This is a genomic window from Rothia sp. HSID18067 (assembly GCF_003989445.1).
Lineage (GTDB): Bacteria > Actinomycetota > Actinomycetes > Actinomycetales > Micrococcaceae > Rothia > Rothia aeria.
Window position 1 is genome coordinate 94,029 of record NZ_RBMF01000002.1, and the last position, 24,030, is coordinate 118,058.

Annotated in this window: 19 protein-coding genes, 2 tRNA genes and 1 riboswitch; of the genes, 5 read left to right on the forward strand and 16 right to left on the reverse strand. The window is 57.1% G+C overall.

From position 1 onward, the window contains the following. Window positions 1-77 precede the first annotated feature (77 nt). The 11 genes from D8M23_RS05500 to D8M23_RS05550 form a co-directional block, all read right to left on the reverse strand. Entirely contained in the window at window positions 78-2,342 is a 2,265-nt protein-coding gene (locus D8M23_RS05500; RefSeq protein WP_126854006.1) for a flagellar motor protein, read from the reverse strand. 13 nt (window positions 2,343-2,355) lie between these two features. After that, window positions 2,356-3,150: a hypothetical protein gene (locus D8M23_RS05505; protein WP_126854007.1), complete on the reverse strand. Its 795-nt coding sequence runs from the start codon at window positions 3,148-3,150 to the stop codon at window positions 2,356-2,358. Window positions 3,151-3,406: 256 nt separating this feature from the next. Then, a tRNA-Ile gene (locus D8M23_RS05510) sits at window positions 3,407-3,480 on the reverse strand. 76 nt (window positions 3,481-3,556) lie between these two features. Next, window positions 3,557-4,756 (reverse strand): glycosyltransferase, encoded by a 1,200-nt coding sequence (locus D8M23_RS05515; RefSeq protein WP_037233309.1) that lies wholly within the window; start codon window positions 4,754-4,756, stop codon window positions 3,557-3,559. Between the two features lie 274 nt (window positions 4,757-5,030). Next, complete coding sequence (locus D8M23_RS05520) at window positions 5,031-5,894, reverse strand: phage holin family protein (RefSeq protein WP_037236051.1); 864 nt, start codon at window positions 5,892-5,894, stop codon at window positions 5,031-5,033. A 415-nt stretch (window positions 5,895-6,309) separates the two neighbouring features. Continuing rightward, a tRNA-Asn gene (locus D8M23_RS05525) sits at window positions 6,310-6,382 on the reverse strand. 99 nt (window positions 6,383-6,481) lie between these two features. Beyond that, window positions 6,482-8,452, reverse strand: coding sequence for a DNA primase (dnaG, locus tag D8M23_RS05530; RefSeq protein WP_126854008.1), 1,971 nt, complete (start codon window positions 8,450-8,452; stop codon window positions 6,482-6,484). A gap of 105 nt (window positions 8,453-8,557) precedes the next feature. Continuing rightward, complete coding sequence (locus tag D8M23_RS05535; protein WP_126854009.1) at window positions 8,558-9,919, reverse strand: deoxyguanosinetriphosphate triphosphohydrolase; 1,362 nt, start codon at window positions 9,917-9,919, stop codon at window positions 8,558-8,560. Window positions 9,920-10,028: 109 nt separating this feature from the next. Next, entirely contained in the window at window positions 10,029-11,195 is a 1,167-nt protein-coding gene (gene dusB / locus D8M23_RS05540) for a tRNA dihydrouridine synthase DusB (RefSeq protein ID WP_126854010.1), read from the reverse strand. 141 nt (window positions 11,196-11,336) lie between these two features. After that, window positions 11,337-12,401, reverse strand: a complete 1,065-nt coding sequence (locus D8M23_RS05545; RefSeq protein WP_126854011.1) for a GNAT family N-acetyltransferase — start codon at window positions 12,399-12,401, stop codon at window positions 11,337-11,339. A gap of 80 nt (window positions 12,402-12,481) precedes the next feature. Further along, window positions 12,482-13,861 carry a glycine--tRNA ligase gene (locus tag D8M23_RS05550; protein WP_037236064.1) on the reverse strand — a complete coding sequence of 460 codons (1,380 nt, stop codon included), beginning with the start codon at window positions 13,859-13,861 and terminating at the stop codon, window positions 12,482-12,484. Between the two features lie 161 nt (window positions 13,862-14,022). Here D8M23_RS05550 and D8M23_RS05555 point away from each other — a divergent pair, with 161 nt between their 5' ends. Further along, the gene (locus D8M23_RS05555) at window positions 14,023-14,235 is read left to right on the forward strand and encodes an RNA-binding S4 domain-containing protein (RefSeq protein ID WP_006888225.1); all 213 of its coding nucleotides are present in this window, start codon (window positions 14,023-14,025) and stop codon (window positions 14,233-14,235) included. A 94-nt stretch (window positions 14,236-14,329) separates the two neighbouring features. On the opposite strand, the gene D8M23_RS05560 is transcribed toward D8M23_RS05555, so the two are convergent. The 5 genes from D8M23_RS05560 to D8M23_RS05580 form a co-directional block, all read right to left on the reverse strand. Then, window positions 14,330-15,094 carry an alpha/beta hydrolase gene (locus D8M23_RS05560; RefSeq protein ID WP_126854012.1) on the reverse strand — a complete coding sequence of 255 codons (765 nt, stop codon included), beginning with the start codon at window positions 15,092-15,094 and terminating at the stop codon, window positions 14,330-14,332. Between the two features lie 183 nt (window positions 15,095-15,277). Beyond that, window positions 15,278-16,081 (reverse strand): MerR family transcriptional regulator, encoded by an 804-nt coding sequence (locus tag D8M23_RS05565; RefSeq protein ID WP_126854013.1) that lies wholly within the window; start codon window positions 16,079-16,081, stop codon window positions 15,278-15,280. A 148-nt stretch (window positions 16,082-16,229) separates the two neighbouring features. Further along, window positions 16,230-17,462: a homoserine O-acetyltransferase MetX gene (metX, locus tag D8M23_RS05570; protein ID WP_126854014.1), complete on the reverse strand. Its 1,233-nt coding sequence runs from the start codon at window positions 17,460-17,462 to the stop codon at window positions 16,230-16,232. 91 nt (window positions 17,463-17,553) lie between these two features. Continuing rightward, window positions 17,554-18,900: a bifunctional o-acetylhomoserine/o-acetylserine sulfhydrylase gene (locus D8M23_RS05575; RefSeq protein ID WP_126854015.1), complete on the reverse strand. Its 1,347-nt coding sequence runs from the start codon at window positions 18,898-18,900 to the stop codon at window positions 17,554-17,556. Between the two features lie 111 nt (window positions 18,901-19,011). Continuing rightward, window positions 19,012-19,124, reverse strand: a riboswitch (SAM riboswitch). 179 nt (window positions 19,125-19,303) lie between these two features. Then, on the reverse strand, window positions 19,304-19,654 hold the full coding sequence (locus tag D8M23_RS05580; protein WP_006888253.1) for an ArsR/SmtB family transcription factor: 351 nt from the start codon (window positions 19,652-19,654) through the stop codon (window positions 19,304-19,306). Window positions 19,655-19,797: 143 nt separating this feature from the next. On the opposite strand from D8M23_RS05580, the gene D8M23_RS05585 reads away from it, so the two are divergent. The 4 genes from D8M23_RS05585 (at window position 19,798) to D8M23_RS05600 (ending at window position 23,976) form a co-directional block, all read left to right on the forward strand. Beyond that, on the forward strand, window positions 19,798-21,006 hold the full coding sequence (locus D8M23_RS05585) for an MFS transporter (RefSeq protein ID WP_006888160.1): 1,209 nt from the start codon (window positions 19,798-19,800) through the stop codon (window positions 21,004-21,006). Between the two features lie 397 nt (window positions 21,007-21,403). Further along, on the forward strand, window positions 21,404-22,405 hold the full coding sequence (locus D8M23_RS05590) for an ABC transporter ATP-binding protein (protein ID WP_126854016.1): 1,002 nt from the start codon (window positions 21,404-21,406) through the stop codon (window positions 22,403-22,405). Further along, window positions 22,402-23,172 (forward strand): hypothetical protein, encoded by a 771-nt coding sequence (locus D8M23_RS05595; protein ID WP_126854017.1) that lies wholly within the window; start codon window positions 22,402-22,404, stop codon window positions 23,170-23,172. The genes D8M23_RS05590 and D8M23_RS05595 overlap by 4 nt, the downstream gene beginning before the upstream one ends. Before the next feature lie 9 nt (window positions 23,173-23,181). After that, on the forward strand, window positions 23,182-23,976 hold the full coding sequence (locus D8M23_RS05600) for an ABC transporter (RefSeq protein ID WP_126854018.1): 795 nt from the start codon (window positions 23,182-23,184) through the stop codon (window positions 23,974-23,976). The last annotated feature ends 54 nt before the right edge of the window (window positions 23,977-24,030 follow it).

Sequence of the window (24,030 nt, forward strand, 5' to 3'; positions counted from 1 at the left end):
TAGTGGGCGTACAGCAAAGCCGCTGACTCCACCGCAGAAGCGGTGTATGCCAACGGCTTGCTCGCACAGAACCACCCCTATTTCAGGTAGTCCTGTTCGCGCTGTGAAGAGCTGCCCGAACGGGGCTGCTCAGAGACCGGTCGAGTCGGAGGCTCATGCTGAACTGCACCGTTCCCGGAAATCGCCTGAGTAGGTTCCTCATACGTTACCTGCTGGTAAGACATGGGCACAGTGGGCTCTCCCATGCCTTCCTGCGGTGCATACTGGGGCATCGGGTGGGTCTCATCGTCCCAGGCACCGTTTGAGCCCATATCGTTAATAGGAACAGTTGGCGGTTCGCCATACCCCGACTTCTGTGGGGGATACTGATCCTGCTGGTAGGTCCCTTCCTCCAAGTAGGGAGGCTGGGCTGGGCTATACCCCTGGGCCTGGTGGCCTCCGCCAGAGCGGCTCATAAAGTATGTTTCAGGGTTGCCGCCGTGACCGTACCCCTGCGCCTGCTGGGCGGCTGCGAGAGCTGCCCGCTGTTCACGGGAGTTACGAAGTGAGGAGCTAATGCGCCTGCGGAACAGCAACAGGATCATGACGATCAGCAACACCAGAAGCACAATGACGCCGTCAATCACCATATCGCTCATTGTTAGGCCAGCGGCCGGAATCCTCAGAGTAAATGTTCCATGCTCGTTGCTGACCGTCAGGTTACGCCCTTCAGCCTCAGTTCTCGCCCCCTCAGGCAGAGAGTTCTGCGTCTCAAACTTTTTCTGATCCACCGTGCTCATAAACGGTGCGTTGAATGAGAAACTGTAGCTGCCTGAGTAGCCATCCCCCACTCGTGAGTTGAGATTAAACGCTGGTTCCACCGTGTATGAGGTGCCGAAAGGGTTATAACCACCGGGGTGAGTGATAGTGAATGTCGACCCGGGCAGGTAGCCTTCTAAACGATTGTTAAAATCAGCCGAGTCTTTCCCCTTAATGACAGTGGAATAGACGGTGTTGTCGCCGTCGTTCCCTTCCTCTAAGGTTCCAATATCATCGCCGGGAGAGAACTTCTTTTTAAGAGCCTCTGATGCTAAAGCCGCATCGGAGTTCTTCACTGAGTACTCGAAACGAGCCTCAACGGAGCCGTCCATGCCCAAAGATACAGAAGTCCTGGCATCCTGAACCTTAATTTCCTGGGTGGAGCTAAGGTCCACATTCTGCACGATGTTCTTAGACGATCCGCTATTTGAGGAGCTGCCCTGCTCGGTGTATGCACCGTTACTGCCGGAGAGCTTGAAAAGGGTTCCGTTACCTTCCGGTGAGCATACAATCGAGCAGTCCACCTGGCCGCTGATATGATTTTTCACCATGAGCTTGCCGGAGGTATCGGTCACTTCCTGCTCGTGCTTCAGTTCGGTGTTTTTATTCCCGAAGATTTTCTGCAGCTTCGAGTTCATGTCTTCTAAGTTGCTGGCTTCAAAGGTGAGGGTACGCCCCAGTTCTTCTTTCCCAGCGGAGGTGCTGGCTTTGGAAGAGACGGTGTAGTAGCTCTTAATGCTCGCCTCATCCACGCCCTTAGATACCTGTCCGCCCTCGGGGGTGGCCGACTGCAGGTAAGAGTCTACAGCCTTAGCTTTATCAGGCTCCATAATATCTTTTGCAACAAAAAATATTTTTGCAGTGTACGAGCCATTCTGCTGCACCTGCGTATCCACCAGAACGAAGCCGAACCCGTTATCTTTAATATCTTTCACTGAGATCGGGGTCGACGAGGATGAGTTTTTCAGCTCCCTATCGCCCATTTTGACAGTGGTTTTATCTTCTGTTCCAAGCACACTACTTTTGCGCTTCGACTCGATAACACCATCGACTACCAAGCTCTCGGGAACCCACCCCAGCAGTTCTTTGGAGCTGAAGTTCTCCGACACCTGTACACCCTGAACCAGCCCCGTGGTGCTGTCTGAGATGCTGATAGTGGGGGTTGTGGAGGATCCTGAAAGCTTCAGAAGGTTCTCAACTTTTGTGCGGTATTCGCTGATACTCGTAAACGAGAGTTTGAAGGTGGCACGCGCCTTATCACCATCGGTCTGTATACCCTCATAAGACAGTTCAGAAGGCAGATGCTTCTTAATCGACGAATCAATCGAGTTAATGTCACCCTTCACGTAGTCCTTATTGTCCTTCATATTGAAGGAGATGGACATTGTTCGGGAGCCTTTCTCGGCGTTCTCCAACCCCAGATCTGTCTCAACCCTGGCGCCGCATGCTGAAAGTACGAGCGCCACCAAAACCAGTAGAACGCCCAGGTAACGCACACGCATGGGGGTGCGCGTTACCTGGGCGTCGTCACGCGTCATGCTCATCAGAGATGTTCCGCTAGTGGGAGGGGTTCGGGGCTAATACGCTGAAGCCGAAGTACAGTACCAGAATCCCAGCAAGTACGAATTCGGTGCTTAACACCACGTACATGAAGAACACCGATTTTTCGGTGTTGGCAACTTTCGCCTGTCCCAGGTACAGCAGGGATTCACCAACGATTACGCTAAATACGGCGAAGACTATCATCATCACCAAGATGGGGCGCTGCCACACGGCGTACGTATCGGTCACAGTACTTGCATGTGGCAGCAAGAATGAGAGGACGAACAGAACTAGGAAAGCGGGAATCTGTGGTAGCACAGCAGTACCCACAATAGCCATCGCGGAGTTAAACCCCATCTGCGACTTGCCGATGCGGGCGATACGCATCAGGCCCACCCCGCGTAGCACGAGCACACCAAAAATCAGGAGCAGGAAAATAAGGAATAGGAGGAACCTCTCATCGGCGGTGTACGCGCCCGAAGTGTACTTCGCTGTATCTTTAGTAACAACAAACAAGACACGGAAAATTTGCCCGGCATAGGTGTTCAAAAACGCCATAATGAACAGGGAACCCACAACCGACTGTAATGTGCAGGCAATAAGCCAGCTCCACAGGGGGTGCTGCTGCATACGGTCGTGCGCGCCAGTGGGGTTGCTCTTAAAAATATCTAGGAAGGCCCCACACACCCCCTTGAACGCCAACACAAAATGATTAGGGGCGGCCGGAGTCTGGCTCTGCTGATTCTGCTGGTACTGATCCTGCTGGTCATACCCGTTGTACCCGGGCTGCTGCGGAAGGTTATCGCTCATCATCGGTCCTTGTCTCAAGGGGGTAGACACATCAGTTGCGCCGTGCATTCAAACCTTCTGCGGTGCTAAGACTAGACCGCCAGAAGACTACCCTTTACAGTACCTTAAAACTGCGTCCAAGGGGCATGTATTCAGTCATGTTTAACGAAGATTGACCCGGCTTATTTTTGCTTATTTTTATTTCTGCCGCACCACTATGCACATACTAAAACCCGCTCGGCGACTACTAGACAGAGTCATACCGAGCGGGGGTATGTAGGGAGTGTGGGACTTGAACCCACGACCAAAGGATTATGAGTCCTCTGCTCTAACCGGCTGAGCTAACCCCCCACGGCTTGTGCGGCTTATGTGCTACACGAACCTTAACCAGAGTACCTGACGAACCGGGTTTAGGAAAATAGGGGCGTCAGCTGTGGCGGAAGCGGTCGTAGGGGGCATCGCTTACGTATAGTTCTTCGAAGGTGCGCCACGTGTTATCGGCCCGGTGGAAGTCGACGATGCGGCGGCTTTCACGCCCCATCTGCTCACGTTCAGCGGCGGGAAGTGAAAGGATCGCCGCGAGTTTGTGGGCGAGGTCGCGGGCATTGTTCGGCTCGAAGAGGTAACCGTTCACTCCGTCTTCCACAAGGTGCGGTAGCGCGAGAGCGTTCGCAAGCACCACAGGTTTTGAGGCACTCATTGCTTCCAGGGAGACGAGAGACTGCAGTTCGGCGGTGCCGGGCTGGCAGAAAATATCGGCCCGCTGGTACACCCCGGGTAGGTCTTCATCAGGCACGTAGCCGCGGAATACGACCCGTTCGCTTACCCCACAGTCATGGGCTTTTTTCTCTAGTTCTTCCCGCAGCTCTCCCCCACCTGCTATATCAAGAATCACGTGGTTCAGGTGCTCCGGCAGTAGAGAGAGCGCCTCAATGAGCACATCAATATTTTTTTCTTGGGCAAGGCGCCCCACGAAGGTGATGCGAAGTTCACCGGGGGCCTTATCAATGGTGGCCCCTTCGGCCAGTTCGTAGTCCCCGATTTCAATACCGTTGGAGACAGGCATGACAGGACGGGTGAAGCCGCCAAGGTCCCTCATGGCGTCAGCCCCAATCTGGGTGGGGGTGGTGACGACTGCGGCCCGAGAGAAGCAGCGGCGCATATCGATCCAGGTGGCTTTTGAGATGACGCGTTTAATAGGCGTGGGAACCGGCAGGAAAGGATCGAGATTCGCCGGCATGAAGTGGTTGGTGGCGATCACCCGGATACCGCGTTTATGGGCTTGGGTGATGAGGGCCCGCCCAATAATGTAGTGGCACTGTACGTGCACAACGTCTGGTTTCACTTCGTCAAGAATATGCCCCACTTCGAAGTGGATTTCCCAGGGGATGCAGATGCGGTTGGTGTCATGGGTAGGGGGTAAGTGTGAGCGCAGCCGGTGCTCGACAATACCGCCCTCAACAGTGGTGCGGTAGCTGGGTCCACGCATGGGGCTGGCCGCAACCACATGCACTTCGTGCCCGCGCCCAAGCATTGCGGTGGCAAGGCGATGACCGAACTGGGCGGCCCCATTAATGTCTGGCGGGTAGGTTTCGGCGCCGATGAGGATGGTGTGGGCCTGCTTCATCGCGGTTCTACTCCTTGGTCATTATGAGCCTCGTAGGGTGATACGGGGCACAGGGTGTGAGGTGATTTTTCCAATTCAACTATTTTATCGGTTTGGGTGCGTTACTAGAGCCTAACAAGAAGGTAGGTAGCCTTAGAGTTCTCTGAGAATCAGTGAGTTTGCGGCGTATTGGTGATGGGTGGGGTTGTTGGGGTGATGCGACTTGGCCCGCCACCTTCGGAAGGTGGCGGGCCAAGTCGCGGTGTTTCGCATCGCCGTACGGCGGGGGTGGTGTTTAGCGGCGCAGGAACCTGCGGAGGAACACCAGGGCCGCGGGTAGTGCAGCGCCGAGTGCGGCGAATGATTTCCAGCGTGCTTTGACGACGTTGGGCTGGGTGATGTTCTCAGCCAAGCCGCGACCAACATTGACGGCCTCTGTGGGGGCCTGCTGCGCTTTAGCTTTGGCAGAGCCAATGATGCCCTGCGCGTTTGCCTGTACGCCTTCACTGTATTTCTGCATGTCATCGCGCAGAGCGGCCAGGTGCTCGCGGCGTTCTTTGGTGCGCTGCCTAAGCTGCTCTTCAGTGAGTGGCTGCGGTTCGGCTTCTCCGCGTGCTTTGCGTTCTTCGGCCTCTTGGCGAGCTTGCTCAGCAGCAGCTTCGCGCTCTGCCTGTTTGCGGGCGGCGCGTTCTGCTTGTTCTTTTTTCAGCCGGGACGCGGTCATAGCGCTGCCTTCACGCAGTACACCCAGGTCGAAGAGCAGCCCGAAGACTGCCGATTCGGGGGCGAACGGCATTTGTGCTTTGACTTTCTTGTACCCGATGAGACCGGTGATGAGGATTACGATAGCGAAGATGAGTGCTACTACGAGCGCGGCGAGCCAGGGCCTCATGATTTCGCCGAGACCCAGGATAATAGCGCCGACGATGGCGATAATGAATAGGGCCGCGAAGAACGCTGCGATGGCTAGGAATGCCGCGCCTTTACCAACGGCGATGCCTTTGGTTTTGAGCTCGTGTTTAGCAATCTGGATTTCGTCTTTGACCTGGTTGATACCCAAGGTTGAGAAGACTTTACCAGCGTCAATGACGCTCATGACGCCGTTCTTAATCCCCACTAGGCTGGCGCGAATGCCTTTGGGATTAGTGTTAGTGGCCATGCCCACCTCTCAAGACTTTGATGCGTGGAGTTTACTTCACTCCGTAAAGTACTATTCTATCTCTATTATCCACTGAATCGCGTAGTTTTGAATTTGAACCTTTGGTTCCGAGTGTTTCTGCGGGTTTTCGCTGGTGGGCGCGGGTGCGGGCGGGCTTACCGGGAGGAGGATAGCGCGCCTGTATTCACTGTTGAGCAAGGGCGGCTGCGGCAAGAGCCCTCAAGACGACACAGCCAGGACACCCTACAGATGGAGCCTAAGAAATCTTTAGAGATACTCCCCGACTGGACTCGAAATAGACGAAGCCCGATAGGAGGCGCCCCAGCGCCTCCGCAGAGCGAAGTGGGTTACTGGTTCGGATTCAGTCACCATACAAAGAAAGGATCTCCGGCAGAGCCTGAGATCCTTCAATAAGCTCCCCCGACTGGACTCGAACCAGTAACCCTTCGATTAACAGTCGAATGCTCTGCCAATTGAGCTACGGGGGATTATGTTGTTTTTTGTGTTGTTTGCAACGAATAATAACTATACCGGCGGTTTGTGGGGTTCGCAAATCCCCATCTTGTGATATATCACACTTTCTGCTTTTAGTGGCGCGTCATGGTGCGGCGGCGCACTTCTAAGTCGAGCAGTTCTCGTTGGATGCGCCCGTATTCTTCAGAGTCAGGAGTGGAGCTGAGCTGTTCAAGGCGCATCATAAGGTCAGATTTTTGGCGTGAGATCTGGTGTTCAAAGAGGCTGTTCAGCACTCCTTCAATGTAGTACGGCAGTTTCTCAGCAGTGGCTACAGGGAGCTGGGCTACGCTCAGCTCGGCGATACTGTGGTGGACTTCCTCGGCGGATCCGGCACGCACATAGTTGAGCCATGCGACTCCGGGGGCCGGGGCTATCTGAGAGGCTGCGTGGATAATACCTCGGGCGATTTCTTGGTGGGTGCGGTAGCGGAAGCTTACACGCGCAAATTCTTGCCATTGCGGCACACTCATGAGGTTGGGGTGCTGCAGCGCTATTTCCAGGCAGGTGCGTTCAAGGCGGGCAATGGGGTCTGCGGGGTTGGGGGTGAAGAACTCGGGCTGGGGAGCTTCCTGCTGAGGTTCTGTTGTGGGTGCGTTCTGCGCCGGCTGCTGGGCGTGGGCGGCACCAGTGGGCCCAGGCTGGTGTCGGGCCTGCGTCTCGCCGTTCTGGTAGGGAGAGTCGTTTCTGCGTTGATTGTAGTTGGAACGCCTGCCGCTGGGGTTACGCTGGGCGTAGGCGACCGCACGCTGTATTTCCTCAAGTTCCATACCGAGCTGTCCAGAGGCTTTACGCATATAGGCCGGGCGCAGGTCGCGGTCCCTGATTCCGGCGATAATAGGCGCGATGGCGCGCATCGCCAGCACACGCCCCTCTAGGGTTGTCAGGTCGAAGCGTTTGAGGGTTGTGTCAATGACGAATTCAAAGAGCGGGCGGCGAGAGGCGATGAGGGATCGTACCGCCGCATCGCCCCTGTGCAGGCGAAGGTCGCACGGGTCCATACCTTCTTGGGCGACCGCCACGTATGTTTGTGCCACGAAACGCTGATCCTCTTCAAACGCTGCGAGCGCGGCTTTCTGCCCCGCGGCGTCGCCATCGAAGGTAAAGATAATTTCTCCGCCGGAGCCGTCATCGGTGATCATGCGGCGTACCACTTTGATGTGCCCCGCGCCGAAGGCGGTGCCGCAGGTTGCTACGGCGGTTTTGATGCCTGCTAGGTGTGCCGCCATAACATCGGTATAGCCTTCGACGATGACGACTTGTTTGGTTTTGGTCATCTCACGTTTGGCGAGGTCGATGCCGTAGAGCACTTGCGATTTTTTGTATAGCGGTGTTTCGGGGGTGTTGAGGTATTTGGGGCCTTGGTCGTCGTCGAAGAGACGGCGTGCCCCGAATCCGATGGTTTCGCCCGCTATGGCGCGGATGGGCCAGATGAGGCGCCCACGAAAACGGTCGTAGAGGCTGCGGTTTCCTTCAGAGAACATACCGGTAGCGCGCAGTTCCTCGTCGGTAAATCCTTGGGAACGCAGATGTTTGAGCAGATTGTCCCAGCCACGGGGGGCGTATCCAACCCCGAAGATTTTGGTGGCGGCTGGGTCGAACCCGCGAGCGCCGAGAAAGCGTTGTGCTTCCCCTGCGTTCGCTGAGTAGAGGCTGCGTTCAAAGAACTCTGCGGCGATTTTGTGCGCGTCGAGAAGTCGACGACGCAGGCTTGCCTCGTACCTGTCTCGCGGGTTTCCGCCTTCATAGTGCAGGGTGTAGCCGATACGCGCCGCTAAGCGTTCAACGGTTTCGGTAAACCCGGTGTGTTCCATCGCCATGACGAAGGAGTAGACGTCACCGGATTCTCCGCATCCGAAGCAGTGGTAGGTTCCCATTTGCGGGCGCACGTTGAAGGAGGGCGTGCGTTCGTCGTGGAATGGGCACAGCCCTTTGTACGCGCCGATACCTGCACCTTTGAGGGTTACATATCCCTCAATGATTTCGCGGATGTCGGTACGGGCGCGTACTTCATCAATGTCTTCTTTGCGGATTAGTCCAGCCATCGTCTCATTTCTGCTGCACCGTGCTGTAATAGCAGTTTTAGAAGGTATTTCATGCCCGTCTATGCACGGGGTCTCTGTCTTGTCTTTGCCGTGTGGAAGGCGGCGCTACCATAGAGGCTTCTCCCCCAGCATCCAGGGGGTCCCGTTAATGCGTTTATAGAGCGCAACCGCCGACCTGTCGGTTAGGGATGCCACCTGATCAATGACGAGGCGCAGGCGCGCGTCGTCGTCATGAGCCCCCAGCTGCGCGTAGTCCGTTCTGAAGATGCTGTCGATGTACTGAGGGTATGCGCGCTGGGAATCTTCGTAGAGCGCTTCGACGAGGATGCCCAGTATTTCGTGCTGGTGTTCGTAGTGGGGTTGGGCGTCGCGCACCGTCATAACGAATGCGGTTGCGATCCCCTTCATGACGGCGATTTCGTCTCGGGTATCCTCCGGTACGATCAGTTCGGCGCTGTAGCGGGTTAGCGGGGTGTTTCGCCCGTAACGTTCGCGGGTTGCCTCCACAGCGCTCCAGGCGAAGCGACCGATAAGTTTACTGGTGAGTCCCTTGAACTGTGCCAGGGAAGCGCGCGAACCGGTCATGCACGGAACCCACCGGTTCAGGGTCTCTAACCGGCTGAGTGCCGCATCCAGTTGTTCGTCAGTAGCGGCTGGCAGATACCATTGGCGGGTCATGTCGAAGACGGCCTGCCGGTGCTTTGCTTCGCGCAGCTGTTCTAACTGCACGTGCCCGCCGAAGACTGCATCTTCGACGTCGTGCACCGAGTATGAAATATCGTCGGCTAGGTCCATAACCTGCGCTTCCAGGCATTTGCGCTGGGACTCTACCCCGGCGTCGTGTGCGCCTTCGCGGAACCATTCGAAGACCGGCAGGTCATCCTCGTAAACACCGAATTTGTGGGTTTGGGTGCCGTCTGCGCGGCGTGGTGCGTCTGTGCGTGTCCACGGATATTTGCAGGTGGCGTCCAGGGATGCGCGGGTCAGGTTCAGCCCCGCAGATACATCATGTTCGGCGATCACTTTCGGTTCAAGGCGGCTGAGCAGCCTCAGGGTTTGGGCGTTGCCCTCGAACCCGCCCATATGGGCGGCGATCTTGTTTAGGGCACGTTCGCCGTTATGCCCAAAGGGCGGATGCCCCAGGTCATGAGAGAGGCAGGCAGTATCAACTACGTCTGGGTCGCAGCCGAGCATCCGGCCCACTTCGCGCCCGACCTGGGCGACTTCAAGGGAGTGTGTGAGCCGGGTACGCACGAAATCGTCCGTATCCGGGTTCATGACCTGGGTTTTAGCGCCTAGCCGCCGCAGCGCGGAGGAATGAAGCACACGGGCACGATCGCGTTCAAAGGGGGTGCGGTCCTGGAAGGGGTGTATTTCGGGCACCCAGCGTTCTGAGTCGTCGGGGGTGTACCCTGCGGGCAGGTTCCATTCCCAGCGTTCCTGTCCCTCCTCGGCAAGGCGAGTCATCACTCCTCCGTTCCTGCTTCCGGTGCGGTTGGTGTCTTTCTACTACCTATATAAGCACTATTTTGCCCAGACGCAATGTTTTTATCAGACTACGATAAACCTTGCCCAATTATCCGCCCGAGATATCCAGTTCTGCCTCCACGAGTCCAAGCCGCTCAGCGTCCCCCAAAATACGGGAGTTAAGCCACCCATCCGGCAAATGGGGTTTCTTCGGGCTCCCGGCCCGGCCGCGGGAACCTTCAACCGCAGCCCCCGGATACCCAATACTGTGATCAAGCTGCCCCAGCAGCTCACGGAAAGTCTCTAAATCAGGTACGGTCGCCATTTTGGCACGCAGCTCACCGCCCACCGGGTAACCCTTGAAATACCAGGCAACATGTTTACGAATCTCACGCAGTCCCTTGTACTCATCGGCAAAAGTCTCCACCAACAGCTCAGCATGCCGATAAATCATCTGCGCCACCTCACTCAGAGTAGGTCGGATACGCTCGGAACTACCCTCAAAAGCATTCTGCAGATCGCCAAAAAGCCACGGGCGCCCTTGGCAGCCGCGCCCAACCACCACGCCGTCTACACCGGTCTGTTCGACCATGCGCACGGCATCTTCGGCGGCGAAAATATCGCCGTTGCCCAAGATGGGAACGTCCGGAATCGCCTCGCGAAGCTGCGCGATGGAGTCCCAATCCGCTGTTCCCGAATAGTGTTGGGCAGCGGTACGCCCGTGCAGGGCTATGGCAGAGACACCCGCATCCCGGGCGATCTTAGCGGATTCAAGGAACGTGATGTGGTCATCATCAATGCCTTTACGCATCTTGATGGTCAGGGGAATATCGTTACGTGATGCTTCTTTAACAGCCGTATGCACAATCGCAGTGAAGAGATCGGTTTTCCACGGAAGCGCCGCACCGCCGCCGCGTTTTGTGACTTTCGGCGCCGGGCACCCAAAGTTCAAGTCGATATGATCCGCACGGTCTTCCTCTACGACCAGCCGAATAGCCTTACCCACGTTAACCGCGTCTACCCCGTAGATCTGGATGGAGCGGATCTGTTCGTCCGCGTCGTGTTCGATAATGCGCATCGACTCGGGTTTGCGCTCCACGAGGGCGCGCGCCGTCACCATCTCGGTCACATATAATCCACCACCGTACTCGCGGCACAGACGACGGAACGCCTTATTCGTCACACCCGCCATCGGGGCGAGCACCACAGGCGTTTCAACGGTCAGTTTACCGAGTTTCAGCGGCGGTAATTTCAGGTGGGAGGCTTCAGAATTCACCTCTATATTGTGGCATACACACGCAAATCGGCACGGATGCACCTACCCCGGTTCACGACAGGCGCACCGGCCAGCATTTCATAAGGTTGTCACGCCCTCACGCTGCGAATTTTCTGGGGCCTCTTCTGGGCACTTTGTTCTTTAGGAGGCAGCACCCGGATAATCGCTGGCGTAAATATAGGCGGGGTCGCCTTCCACGCTCGCGGTTCCAGCACGCAGAAGAACGTCGGTCACCTCTACGAGAGCGGTCATCGAGTCGTCTACCTCAACCACCACCGGGTACTGCGCCGTCAACAGCGAAAGAAGCTGCATAATGGCCTCGACCGCGCCTTCGTTCTGCATGTCATATCCGAGCAAAATCTCAGTCGCGGTATTCTCATCGACCAGCGCGGCGGCGGGGTCGGTCTCAAAGGGGTGATAACTCACCGCAAAGGCAATGATTTCGCCTTTCTTCCCCTCTTTCTCAGCCTGCTGAATGTTATCGCGCAGTACCAGCGCCCCGAAGGCGCGTGCCTCATCCGAGAGGAAATACCGGTTTACGGTCCCTAACCCGACCTCGGCAGGAACATCCCAATCATGCGAATCGCGGTAGAACTCCCAGAGCTTCGAGGTCAGCTCAACCGAGCCGGTCGCCAAATCCTCAATCGCCTGAGTGGGTTTGCCGTTCTCATCCTCACGCAGAGAAACCGGCGGAATCGCGCCCGCATCAATATGAACCAGACGCGAGCGCTGAATCATTTTCATGCCCTTCGCCTGGGCAAATTCTTCGCCGGTGCTAAATGGGGCCAGCTTCACGCGGACGTTCGGAACCTGCGCGTTTTCGGCGGCGATCTCACGCAGCCGGTCTAAAAGCTCGGTACCTAACCCGGCGCGGCGGTGCCCTTCGGCAACCTCAAGATAGGTCCACAGGCGTTGTGGGTGCAGAAGTGAGGCGGTCACCACACCAGCGGCGATCGGCACACCAGAGTCGGTGACCACAAGGGTTCGGCTAAAAGGGGCATCCGAGGCTTCTCCGAACGATGCGCGCTGCTGCGCCTCCTGCTCGCTTCGCGGATCTCCCCACACCTGCAGAAGCTCTAAATCGTCGCCTTCGCGCCAGGGACGAAATTCGTAGGTGTTCATGGGGTGCCTTTCTTCCGCAGAATGCGCGGGTTTTACCGCGAGGATAGGGTTCTCACTATTGTACGTATCGGCTAGGTTCTGCACCAGATCCTAGTGAGTGCGTGAAAATACCGGCGGGGTTCTCCATTGCAGAGAACCCCGCCCATGTACATGGTAAAAAAGGCTTAGGCAACCAGACGCGCCGCCAGGTATGCCTTCACCTGATCAAGTGCCACGCGCTCCTGGCTCATGGTGTCACGCTCGCGGATGGTGACCGCCTGGTCCTCTAAAGTATCGAAGTCTACGGTAATGCAGAACGGGGTGCCGATTTCGTCTTGGCGGCGGTAGCGGCGGCCGATAGCCCCCGCCTCATCGTAGTCGATATTCCAGACGCCACGCAGTTCCTCTGCCAGCTTGTGGGCGGGCCCGGAGAGTTCGGGTTTCTTCGACAGGGGCAGAACGGCGGCCTTCACGGGCGCCAGGCGCGGGTCGAGTTTAAGAACCACGCGTTTATCGACGCCGCCCTTGGTGTTCGGGGCTTCATCCTCAACGTAGGCATCGACGAGGAACGCCATCATGGAGCGGGTCAGGCCGAAGGAAGGCTCGATGACGTAGGGTACGTAGCGTTCGCCGCTGGCCTGATCAAAGTATTCGAGCTTCGCGTTCGAGTGCTCATTGTGCACGCCCAGGTCGTAGTCGGTGCGGTTTGCCACACCCATGAGTTCGCCCCATTCGCCGCCTTGGAAACCAAAACGGTACTCAATGTCGATGGTGCCCGCCGAGTAGTGCGCGCGGTCGTCCTCAGGAACATCGAACTGGCGCATGTTCTCGGGGTTAATGCCCAAGTCAACAAACCAGTTCCAGCAGTCTTCAACCCATGCGTTGAAGTGCTTATCTGCTTCGTTGGGGTGAACGAAGTATTCGATTTCCATCTGCTCGAATTCGCGGGTGCGGAAGATGAAGTTGCCGGGGGTGATCTCGTTACGGAACGCCTTACCGATCTGCCCGATACCGAAGGGTGGGCGTTTACGGGCCGCAGTTACCACGTTGTTGAAGTTTACGAAGATGCCCTGCGCGGTTTCGGGGCGCAGAAAGTGCAGCCCTTCTTCGTTATCGACAGGCCCCAGGTAGGTTTTCAACAGGCCTGAGAAGTTCTGCGGTTCGGTCCATTCGCCGCGGGTGCCGCAGTTCGGGCAGACAACCTCACCCATATTTTCGGGTGCACGCCCCTTTTTAGCTTCGAATGCCTCAATCAGGTGGTCTTGGCGCTGGCGCCTGTGGCACGAGAGGCATTCCACCAGCGGGTCCATAAAGGTTGCCACGTGCCCGGATGCTTCCCACACCGGGCGCGGCAGGATTACCGAAGAGTCCAGCCCAACCATGTCTGCGCGTGAACGCACGAAACGCTGCCACCACTGCTGACGGATGTTTTCTTTCAGTTCCACGCCGAGGGGACCGTAATCCCATGCGGAGCGGGAACCGCCGTAGATTTCACCCGCTTGGAAGACGAAGCCGCGGCGCTTAGCGAGCGCAATAACGTTGTCGAGAGTGGACTTTTCTGCCATGTTTACTCCTTTATGCCCCGCCACCGGCTGTGGCGTGCGTGAGTTCAGTGTTCTTCCGCGCGCGGTAAGCGCCGGGATATACGGTCACAAGTACAAGATACTAGGGTATCATTGCGTACCCGTCTTGCCGTGTAGTTTCTGGGCGCCGATACACTGGTGACATGGAGAAAATCTATATTCGTGACGAGATGATTCGTCTGGGACAGTTTTTGAAGCTGGCTAATCTGGTCGAAGACGGTGCGCAGGCGCGCGAGGTGATCCAGCATGGGCTGGTAAAGGTCAATGGGCAGATTGAGGAGGCGCGGGGCAAACAGCTGCATCCGGGCGATACGGTGAGTTTCAACGGGGTGAGCGTGCAGGTGGCTCGGGACTAGGGTCCCGCCCTCTCTCCCCTTAAAGCATCTTGGGTTGTATAACTCACCTTCCGGCGGTGCGTTATACAACCCAGGATGCGTTATTCAGGTTCTTTTAGTCGGCAGATTCTTGCTCTGGCACCCCAGCATTATCTGCAGCATCCGTAACCTTCTCGGCACGGATACGCGGCGCGTGCCCCAGCACCTTCACGTCGATGAACTCGCCCACATGGCGAATTTCCAGGGCGCTTACCCCGTGCCCGGCGCCCGCATACAGAACTTTGATGCCGTCGGTGTACGCGCGAATCCACTCGTAAGTGTAATCCACGAAGGGCTGCGGAATAATAGGGTCTTCCTGGTCCCTGCCGAAGAAAACGGGTAGCTCGGTGGCTTTGAGCTCGTCGTCCTTGAAGTAAGGAGAGTCTGATTCGACCGCGTATCCGGAGAGCCCCACCAGTGCAGCAAATTTTCCTGGGCGATGCCGCACCATAGAAGTAGCCACCGCCATGCCTTGCGAGAACCCCACCAGCGCGACTGAAGCATAGTGTGATTCGTGCTGCTCGACCCATTCCAGGACGTAGTCGCTGGCCTGTTCTATGGTCCGCACATCCGCGTTGAGCTGCTGATCCAGCGGGTACCACTGGTAGCCTATGGCCTCGTCGGGAATGTGCGCGCCGGTTGCGTCCGCCGAAAACTGGGTGCCTACCGGCTGCGGGGCGCGCATTCCCGCGTAGGTGATGCCCTCCTGCGGCAGATGTTCAGCCAGCGACAGCAGGTCTTTCTCGTGCGAACCGTACCCGTGCAGCAGAAGCACCAGGTGGGTTCCGGCGCGTTCATTCTCGGGCCGGGAATATTCGACAATGTACGTATTTTCACTCATACACCCCATATTACCGATGTCGCCTCCTGCGGGTTTACGCCATTGGGCGCGCAGAAAGTGACTTTCCAGCCGAAAGCACATGCTGTCTTCCGTGCCGAAAAGTCACTTTCTGCGCACAATAACTTTGTGGGTGAGCGCTGAGGCTCTGCTGAACTCATATGGGTGCTGCAGCTTCCCCAGGTACTACCCCCAGGTAACGGTTTCAGGGTTCACCCCGTAAGCTCGGGCGTTCTCGGTAATAATGTCCCGCAGCCACGGGGCCAGCCCTTCAGCCAGTTTCTCGTAGTGCTCAGCGAAACGCGCATCCTCAACATAGCCGCGCGCCAAAATCACATGTTTTGCGGGGGTGACGTCGAAGTAAAACAGGGAGGCCCGGTGCCGGTCAGCCAGCGCGTTCGCCTCTGCACTGCCGGGCTTCACCCCTTGGGTGAACGCCTCAACGAGCGCGTGTTCAACATCGTCAAGGTTCTGTTTGGCGGCTGCCCAGTCGGCGCGGCTCATGGAGTCGGTGCGGCGCCGGTACTCCGCCCAGTCGTCGGTGTGCCCGTAGCGCTGCTGCGCCTCACGCTCATGCTCGGGGTTAAACGCCTCCCCCATAATTTCGGCCCTTTCGGCGGCCGTCAGCCGTTCATTGGTCGGTGCCATTGCATCCTCCAGTAGTTGATCCAGTGTTTGCAGCATGTGCTTGTAGCATCGTATTTTCTTGTGCAGCATTTCACGCTGGGTGAGTAGATGCTCCACACTATTGCGAGCGCCCTCATTCATGATGGTGCGCACGGTGTCAAGGCTCATGCCGATGGCGCGGTACCCAAGGATCGCGGTGACCTTCTCGACGTCTCGATCGTGGTAGTAGCGGTATCCGTTGACGGGGTCATGCTCGGGGGTGATCAGGCCCTTCTGCTCCCAATGGTGTAGGGTTCGCACGGTGATACCGTGCATTTTTGCGACCTCGCCCACGCTGTATTCTTGGGGTTTTTCTGCGTCCATGGTTTCACTGTAGGCCCTGACGTTGCGTGAGGGTCAAGCGGGTGCGGCAAAATTTCTGACCCCACGAAGGTGAGGTTCTGCGACTTACTTTGCGTAATCGGACGTGGCGCCTTGAGGTGTCGGCCGATGCGTGCCGTTTACGGGATATCTAGAGGGCGAGCGAGCTGGCTGCAGGTAGCGGCTCTTTATCGCCTATAGTGCTCAGGTTGGGTGGGGTACTCTGCGGTTTCTCTCCCAAGGCGTGCGCGAGAATACGTTCTACCTGCGCCGCCTCAATCAGGAACCCGTCGTGCCCGTGCTCGGATTCAATGATTTGAACCTCAGCCGGTACGGGGAGGGAATCGGCCAGCAGCTGCGCCTCATGCGGGAAAAACAGCCGGTCGGAGTCTACAGCGGCAATGGTCCACTCGCAGTTGCTGAACGCCAGCGCGTGGGTGAGGCACCCGCGCCCGCGCGCAACATCGTGGGAGATAAGCGCCTCATTCACGGCAAGGTAGCTGTTCGCGTCGAAACGTTCTATGAGCTTATCCCCGTGGTGGTCTAGGTAGCTTTCGACGGCGTACCGGCCGCGTGGGGCCCCGAGCGTGCCGCCGGTAACAGTTTCATGGGGGTTTTCGCTGCGCCCAAAACGATGCTCCAGTTCTGCGGGGCTGCGGTAGGTGGTGTGGGCGATACGCCGCGCAAGCGCCAACCCTGCCGTGGGCGCGGGCCCGTCATAGTAGTCGCCTGAGGCGAAATTAGCGTCGGATCGGATAGCCACGTTCTGGGTGTGCGCCCACGCGATCTGTTCGGCGGTGGCGGCTGGCCCGGAGGCGATCACTGCGCATCCGCGCACCAGGTGCGGGTAGGTGGCTGCCCATTCGAGGGCGCGGGCCCCGCCGAGTGAGCCGCCAATCACGTAACGGAAACTGGTGATTCCCAGGGTTTGAGCTAGTCGCGCCTCGGCGTGCACCGAGTCGCGGATGCTCACCTGTGGGAACGCCCCGCCCCACGGCTGCCCTTCACCGGGGTACCCGGCAGGGATGAGGCTGGCAGGCCCGGTTGAGCCGTAGCATCCGCCGAGAATATTGGGGGCGACCACATAGTATTTGTTGGTGTCTACCACGGCGCCGGGGCCAACGATGCCTTCCCACCAGCCGTCACGTTCAATTTCGGCGGCCACATCGGCGGGGGTGCCTTCGGGGGCGCTCCCGCGGGAGACGTGAGTGTCCCCGGTGAGGGCGTGCAGGATCAGGATGGCGTTGTCGCCGTCTTCGTTGAGGGTGCCCCAGGTTTCGTAGCTGATGCGCACCTCCGGCAGGGTGATGCCGTTCTCTAGGCGCAAATCACCAATGCTGTGGTGGCGCAGGATACCCTGGGCGGTCTCGGGGGTGCCGGTCATGGTTCTCCTTAGCGTTGCGGGCGGGGCGCCGGTGGGTGGAGCGGGGTTCGCCCCGCCCCGGCTGGTTCACGGGGCGGGGCTTGCGCCGTATCTACTGTTGCAGGGTTGCAAAGCCCAATTCTAGGTCTGCAATAATATCGTCAATATTCTCGATCCCTACGGCGAGGCGCACAAAGTTTTTACTCACACCGATTGCCTCTAGTTCTTCCTCGGAAAGCTGTGAGTGGGTGGTGGACGCGGGGTGAATAACGAGCGAGCGCACATCACCGATATTCGCCACATTGGAGTGCAGCTGCAGGGCGTCCACAAAGGTGCGGGTCTGTTCCAGGTCGGCGTCTTTAAGGGTGAATCCCACGACGGCACCCGGCCCCTTCGGCAGGTATTTCTGGGCTCGCTCGTACCAGGGTGAGGAAGGCAGACCGGCCCAAATTACTCGATCAACCAGCGGGTGTTCCTCCAGCCAGTTTGCGACCTTGGTGGCGTTCTCGATATGGCGTTCGATGCGCAGGGAAAGGGTCTCCAGCCCAATACCAATATTGAAGGCGTTAGTCGGAGAAATCGCGGCCCCGGTATCGCGCAGAAGAGAAACTCGCGCCTTGAGGATATAGGAGAGGTTCGCACCGAACGCGGAGTCTTTACCCAAATCACGTGCGTAGACTAGGCCGTGGTAGCTAGGTGCTGGTTCGTTGAATTTGGGGAATTTTTTAGGGTCTGCCCCGTAGTCGAAATTCCCGGAGTCTACGATAACGCCGCCAATGGAGGTGCCGTGCCCGCCCAGGTATTTCGTGGCGGAGTGCACCACCACGTCCGCGCCGAATTCGATGGGGCGCACCAGGTATGGGGTAGGTACGGTGTTATCGACGATCAGCGGCACACCTGCCTCGTGCGCAATCTGGGCGATGAGCTCAATGTCGAGCACATCGTTGCGGGGGTTGGGGACGGTTTCGCCGAAGAAGAGCTTGGTGTTGGGGCGCACCGCCTCACGCCACTGCTGCAAATCGTCCGGGTTCTCAATAAACGTGGTTTCAACGCCGAGGTCGGCAAGCGTGTATTTGAGGAGGTTATAGGTGCCACCGTAGATGGAGGGGGAGGCAACAATGTGGTCGCCCGCCCCAGCGATGTTCAGAATTGCGTAGGTGATGGCAGACTGTCCCGAAGCCACCAGCAGCGCTCCCACTCCCCCTTCAAGCGATGCGATGCGGTTCTCGATCACCTCTTGGGTGGGGTTGTTCAGGCGGGTGTAAATAGGCCCGAGCTCGGCGAGAGCAAAACGGTTAGCGGCCTGCTCCGCGTTCTCAAAAACGAACGAGGTGGTTTGGTAGATGGGTAACGCCCGTGCTCCCGTTGCGGCATCCGGTGCCTGCCCCGCGTGAATCTGGCGGGTCTCAAATTTCCACCCTGCGGGGTTGGCGGGAGTCGGGACGGTGTTGTTGCTCATGCGAGGCTCCTAGGTTTGTAACTATGGGGCCGCATGCCGATTTCGGTACAGAGTTCTTGTGTTTTCTTCTCTGCAAACGAAAAAACGATGTACCGGGTATCGGGCACATCGGTCCCGCGCTTGCGCTGCACTTGTGTGTAACGCCTGGTCCTCACCCAGGGCACCCCACCGCGGAGGAGGGTTGCCGACCAGCTAGCTGGGGCTTATCACTGGCTCTCATGACCTGCATCTAGAGTTTCACAGGAGGCGCGCGCGGTCAAGCGGGGTGCATGTTTTCGGCGCATTGTTGCAAAGATGACGTTTTGTGAATTGTTTCCATCCCTGTCTCGACTAAGAAGTCTGCTTCGTCTGAGCTCTTCTGCCGCACCATAAAGTTTTGTCTTCGCTCGGGGAGTGACCAAACTCAGGTATCTGTAGTATTCGCAGCAGACTCATCCCATTGCCCTTGACCCGGTGGCAGTCCAACAGAATGTAAAAGACCGGGGAAAAGACTCTCAATCACGCTGTCTCGGCGGGTAATTTTACGGTGCGTTCCCAGTACTTCGGTGTGCATGAGCCCTGATTCTCGGAGCACTTTGAAATGATAAGACATCGTGGATTTGGCGATTCCATAGTCAAAATCACCGCAGAACTGCGGCCCGTGGTCTGCAATGTGTGCGAGAACATCTCGTCGAATGGGGTCTGACAATGCACCAAGGACACGATCCAACGTCACGTCATCAGGAGTGGGGTGATGCAGCCGTTCCTTACCCATAACCAGCCTTTCCGGGTGCTTCCCATAACGTATTGAGCCTGCGGACTCTGTGACAGAATATTACCTCTTGAGCTTGCCCTTTAGCATAATGCGGATTTATTCTAATTTCGACGAACATAGAAATAATACTAGGGAGGTACGCCTTGGATTCTCGCAGTACATCACATCAGCTACCTAAGACTTCTGAGGCAACTATGCGGATTGTCTCATTCAGCACTCTCTTTGTCATCGGTACAGATACTCTGCTCACTGCCCCTCTGTTGCCGCTACTCAGCAAAGAGTTCAATACCAGCACAGAACAATCGGGGTGGTTCGTCTCTGCATACGCTTTAGGGTATGCAGTTTTCGCGCTCATTGCAGGCCCATTATCAGACCGCATTGATCGCAGGCGCATTATTCTTACTGGTTCCATCGGCTTTACGCTTTTTACGGGTTTATGCGGTTTAGCATGGGGGTTTTGGTCTCTTTTTACCGCCCGGTTTCTTGCGGGAGTGTTCGCTTCTTTGATTTCACCGCAGATTTGGGCATCTATCCCCATGACGGTGCCGAAACAAGCCATTATTAAAACTATGGGGTACGCAACGGCTGGACTTGCCATAGCCCAAATCGCAGGTATTCCTGTAGGTTCCTTTCTCTCTACTTATGGCTGGCAGATACCGTTTTTTGCAATCGCCACAGCATCTCTTCTTCTCTGGGTTATACTCTATTCACGTTTTCCCAGCATTCCCCCTGTGGCTGCGGCGCAAGATGGAAATTTTCTGACTCCCTACCTGCACGTTTTAAAAGCCCCTTCACTTTTACTGTCCCTCCTGGCGTACCTGATTTTCCAGACGGGAGTATTTGCATCCCTATCTTTCATAGGTTCATGGTTTGCGCGAGACTTTGGGGCATCGCAGACGACAATCGGTTTCGCCATGCTTGTAATCGGATGCGGCAACGCTCTAGGCTCCCTCACAGGGTCACGATTCGTCGCATATATAGGTATGCAAAAGACTATGCTCGTGGGGCTTATTGCACTCAGTATTGTGTATCTCTCAGTGTCATTGACAGCTACTTTCTGGACTGCTTTAGGTATTTTTACTCTTGCACTTTTCCTGGGCGGAATTATGCTCCCCGTCCTCATGGGAGAGCTACAAAGCCATACCGCTATAGCTCGCGGTACTGTATCATCCCTCTCAAACACGGCAATGTACGCTGGAACAACTATCAGCGGTGCCGTTGGCGGTACATTACTCACACAGTTTCCTGGATATAGCGGTATAGCCGTCATGAGTGCATGTGCAATCGCAATTTCTCTTGGTGTCTATGCACTTGGCGGAGCGTTCCGGCCGAAAAACGGGGAATCGTTTTAACTTCTTCGAATAAAATCAAAAAAAATTTAATCACAGCATTCCGTGAGCCATGCTACACTGATGGAAACCTTGAATCTAGGAGTGATGAGGTATGACCTCCCGCTAAAGTCGCACCGGCTCGCGGAATGCCCACCCAGATGGTGGGCTCTAAAATTTCAGAAATAACCCTGCTTTGGTTTGATACATTTCAGGGGCGCATAGTGAGCGCTTGGGACACCAAAGTTCTGAGGGTTTTATTGTTATACCTTCCGCACCTGCAGTCGGTGACTTGGGATTATTCAGGCACTAAGAGTGCCTCTCTCACGACTAGTCATCTCACCCGTCCCACGTATTGCAGGCGTGCAAACACCATGCTCAAGCGGCTTCGGGTGATTAAGCACCGCAAGGTTTTATCACAATGTCTACAATTCTTGACGCGGCGCAGCTATGCCGCACCTTTGGCAAAGGTGAACACGCTTTCACCGCTGTCGATAATGTTTCGCTCAGTATAAGCTCCGGCGAAATTCATGCTCTGCTCGGTCCCAACGGGGCGGGAAAAACAACAATTGTGCAGATGTGCGCAACACTGCTGACCCCCACGAGCGGAACTGTGCGCATCGACGGGGTGGATGCGCTTACGCACCCCCAGCGTGCGCGCGCATCCCTAGGGCTTGCGCTCGGCGGGGATACCGGGTTCTATCCGCGAGCATCCGCCCGCGATAATCTTCTCTTCTTCGCTGACCTTGCCGGGGTTAGCGCGCGCAAACGCCGTGCCCAGGTGGCGAGCGCTTTGGAAAGGGTTGATCTTGCCGATGTCGCCACGAAGAAGGTACAGGGGTTTTCCCGCGGCATGAAACAACGTCTGCACATCGCGCGGGCACTGCTGGGCGAGCCGAAACTGCTGCTTTTGGATGAGCCGACGAACGGGCTTGACCCAGATATTTCGCTGACAATACGCCAGCTAATTCGCTCCCTCGCTGATGACGGCACCGCCATTTTACTCACGAGCCATCTGCTGGGCGAGATTGAGGAGTTAGCGCATCGAGTGACAGTCATCGGTGCCGGTCGTGTGGCGGTTTCGGGCACGGTGGCGGATATTACTGCGCATGCCGGGATCTCCGCTACCACCGTTGGGCGTGTGGGTGCGAATGCCGGGCCGGTGCTTCAAGAACTTGCCCTGTCTTTGGGCGATGCGGGAACACTGTTGCTGACCCCGCGCGGCAGCGAGTGGGAGATCACCGTGTACTGGAATGAACGTTCTGTTTCAGAAGGGCCGCGCCCCTTCAGCACCGAACACGCCGAGACTCTACTGACCCGTATTCTCGCTGAGCGTGAGGTTCAGATGCTCACACCGCTGTATACTCGCCCAGCCACCCTCGAAGAGGCATATCTGGCCATGGCGGAAGGACTGAAACGATGAACCGGCAGCTTCGCCTAATGTCCTTTTCCCTGCGCCAATTCCTCACGGTTCCCTACTTCCTGCAGTTACTGCTGCTGAGCACCTTCGGAGCAACGGCCCTGCAGGCGCTCGCCGCCGGTGCCTGGCCAGTAGATGCGACCCTCGCCTGGACTCGCGCGGGCATTATCGGTACCTGGAACATGTGCATCGTTGCCGCCGGGATCCTCAACTTTGAGCGCTACCGGGGAACGTTCGTGTATCTGCTCAATGGTGCCGTGAACCCGCTGCGTGCGCTCGCAGCGGTGGTCTCAACTGCCTCCATTTTTGGGCTTGCCGCCCTGCCATTGGCCTGGGTTTTCTGGGCGCTGTGCACCTTCTCGGTAGATTTTACGGACTTTACTCAGGTGGGTGCACGCTATCTGGTGGGCCTTCCGCTGCTGTGGATCTCGTGTCTGGCGGTGACCTTCGTGATTGCAGGGTTCTTTGTGGCAACCCCGAACGCTATCGCCTATGAGGAGCTGCTTCTCGTGCCGGTTTTCGTGGCTTCCGGGGTGCTTTTTACCGAGAGTTCCGCGCCTGCCTGGCTTGATGCGCTCGGCACGCTGATTCCGATTCAAGCACCCGTGAAGGTTCTGCTCGGGCAGATGCCTGTGAACTCATTCGGTGACTTTCTGGGCGTGGTACTGCAAACCTGTGTGGTCACAGTCTTCTGGATGCTCGCGGGGTATCTGTTGGGTAGGCGAGCACTACACGCGGCAACGGTGCATGGCACTCTGGGCGCAATCTAGGAGGCTGCGATGTTTAAACGAACGAACTTTCTCTATCGTCTGAACAGTACCGCCAAGGTTGGGTGGTCTTCATCCATCACCTTCGCCACGGTCGGTACGGCACTCAGCACCCTCGTGATCGTACCGGGGCTGAGCGTGCTGTTCAGCGTTCTACTAGGACGTGATCTTTCCGCACCTGATCCGGTGCGGATCGCATGCGCCTCTGCCCTGGCAAGCGTGGTACTCGGCGTGGCGGTCGGCGTTGTGGCGCGCGCGGCGACCGACCGCTGGCTGGGAGTGTTCGAGCAGGTGTGCACCGCTCGACGGTTTGATGCGGCTTATTGGCTGGGAGTCTCTGCAATGCCCGTGCTTTTGGCTCTGATCACTGGCATCACGAACCTGGGTGTTGCAGCCGCCTATGCCGGTTTCGGCGGTTCCCTTGAAGGCAGCCTGTCCATGCTTGTGCGTTCTGTGACGCTCTTACCCCTGGCACTCATGGCGGGCGTATGTCTGGGTGTTTTCGCCGCTGGGCTGGGACTGTATCTCTCGGACCCATACCTGGGAGGAACTATCTTAGGAGCGCTTCTGCCTATCAGTGCGGGTGTGATCGTGCCGGTAGATGCATACCCGGTGTGGCTGGCGGCATTGTGTACATTGGTTCCTGGCGGACGAACGATTGCTTTGGTGAGCGGCTCTTCTGAAGTGGTGGTTTCAACAGTTGTGACTGAGGTGTTAGTCTGCATACTTTGGGCACTTGCGGGGCTTGTCCTAGTGCATGCCGCTGCGCAACGCATCCGCTCCGGTGCACGCACGAACCTGCTCTGAGGTCTTATGTCTCCCGCGAGCAGCGGATTTTTGGTTGAGAAGGTGAGAAAATCA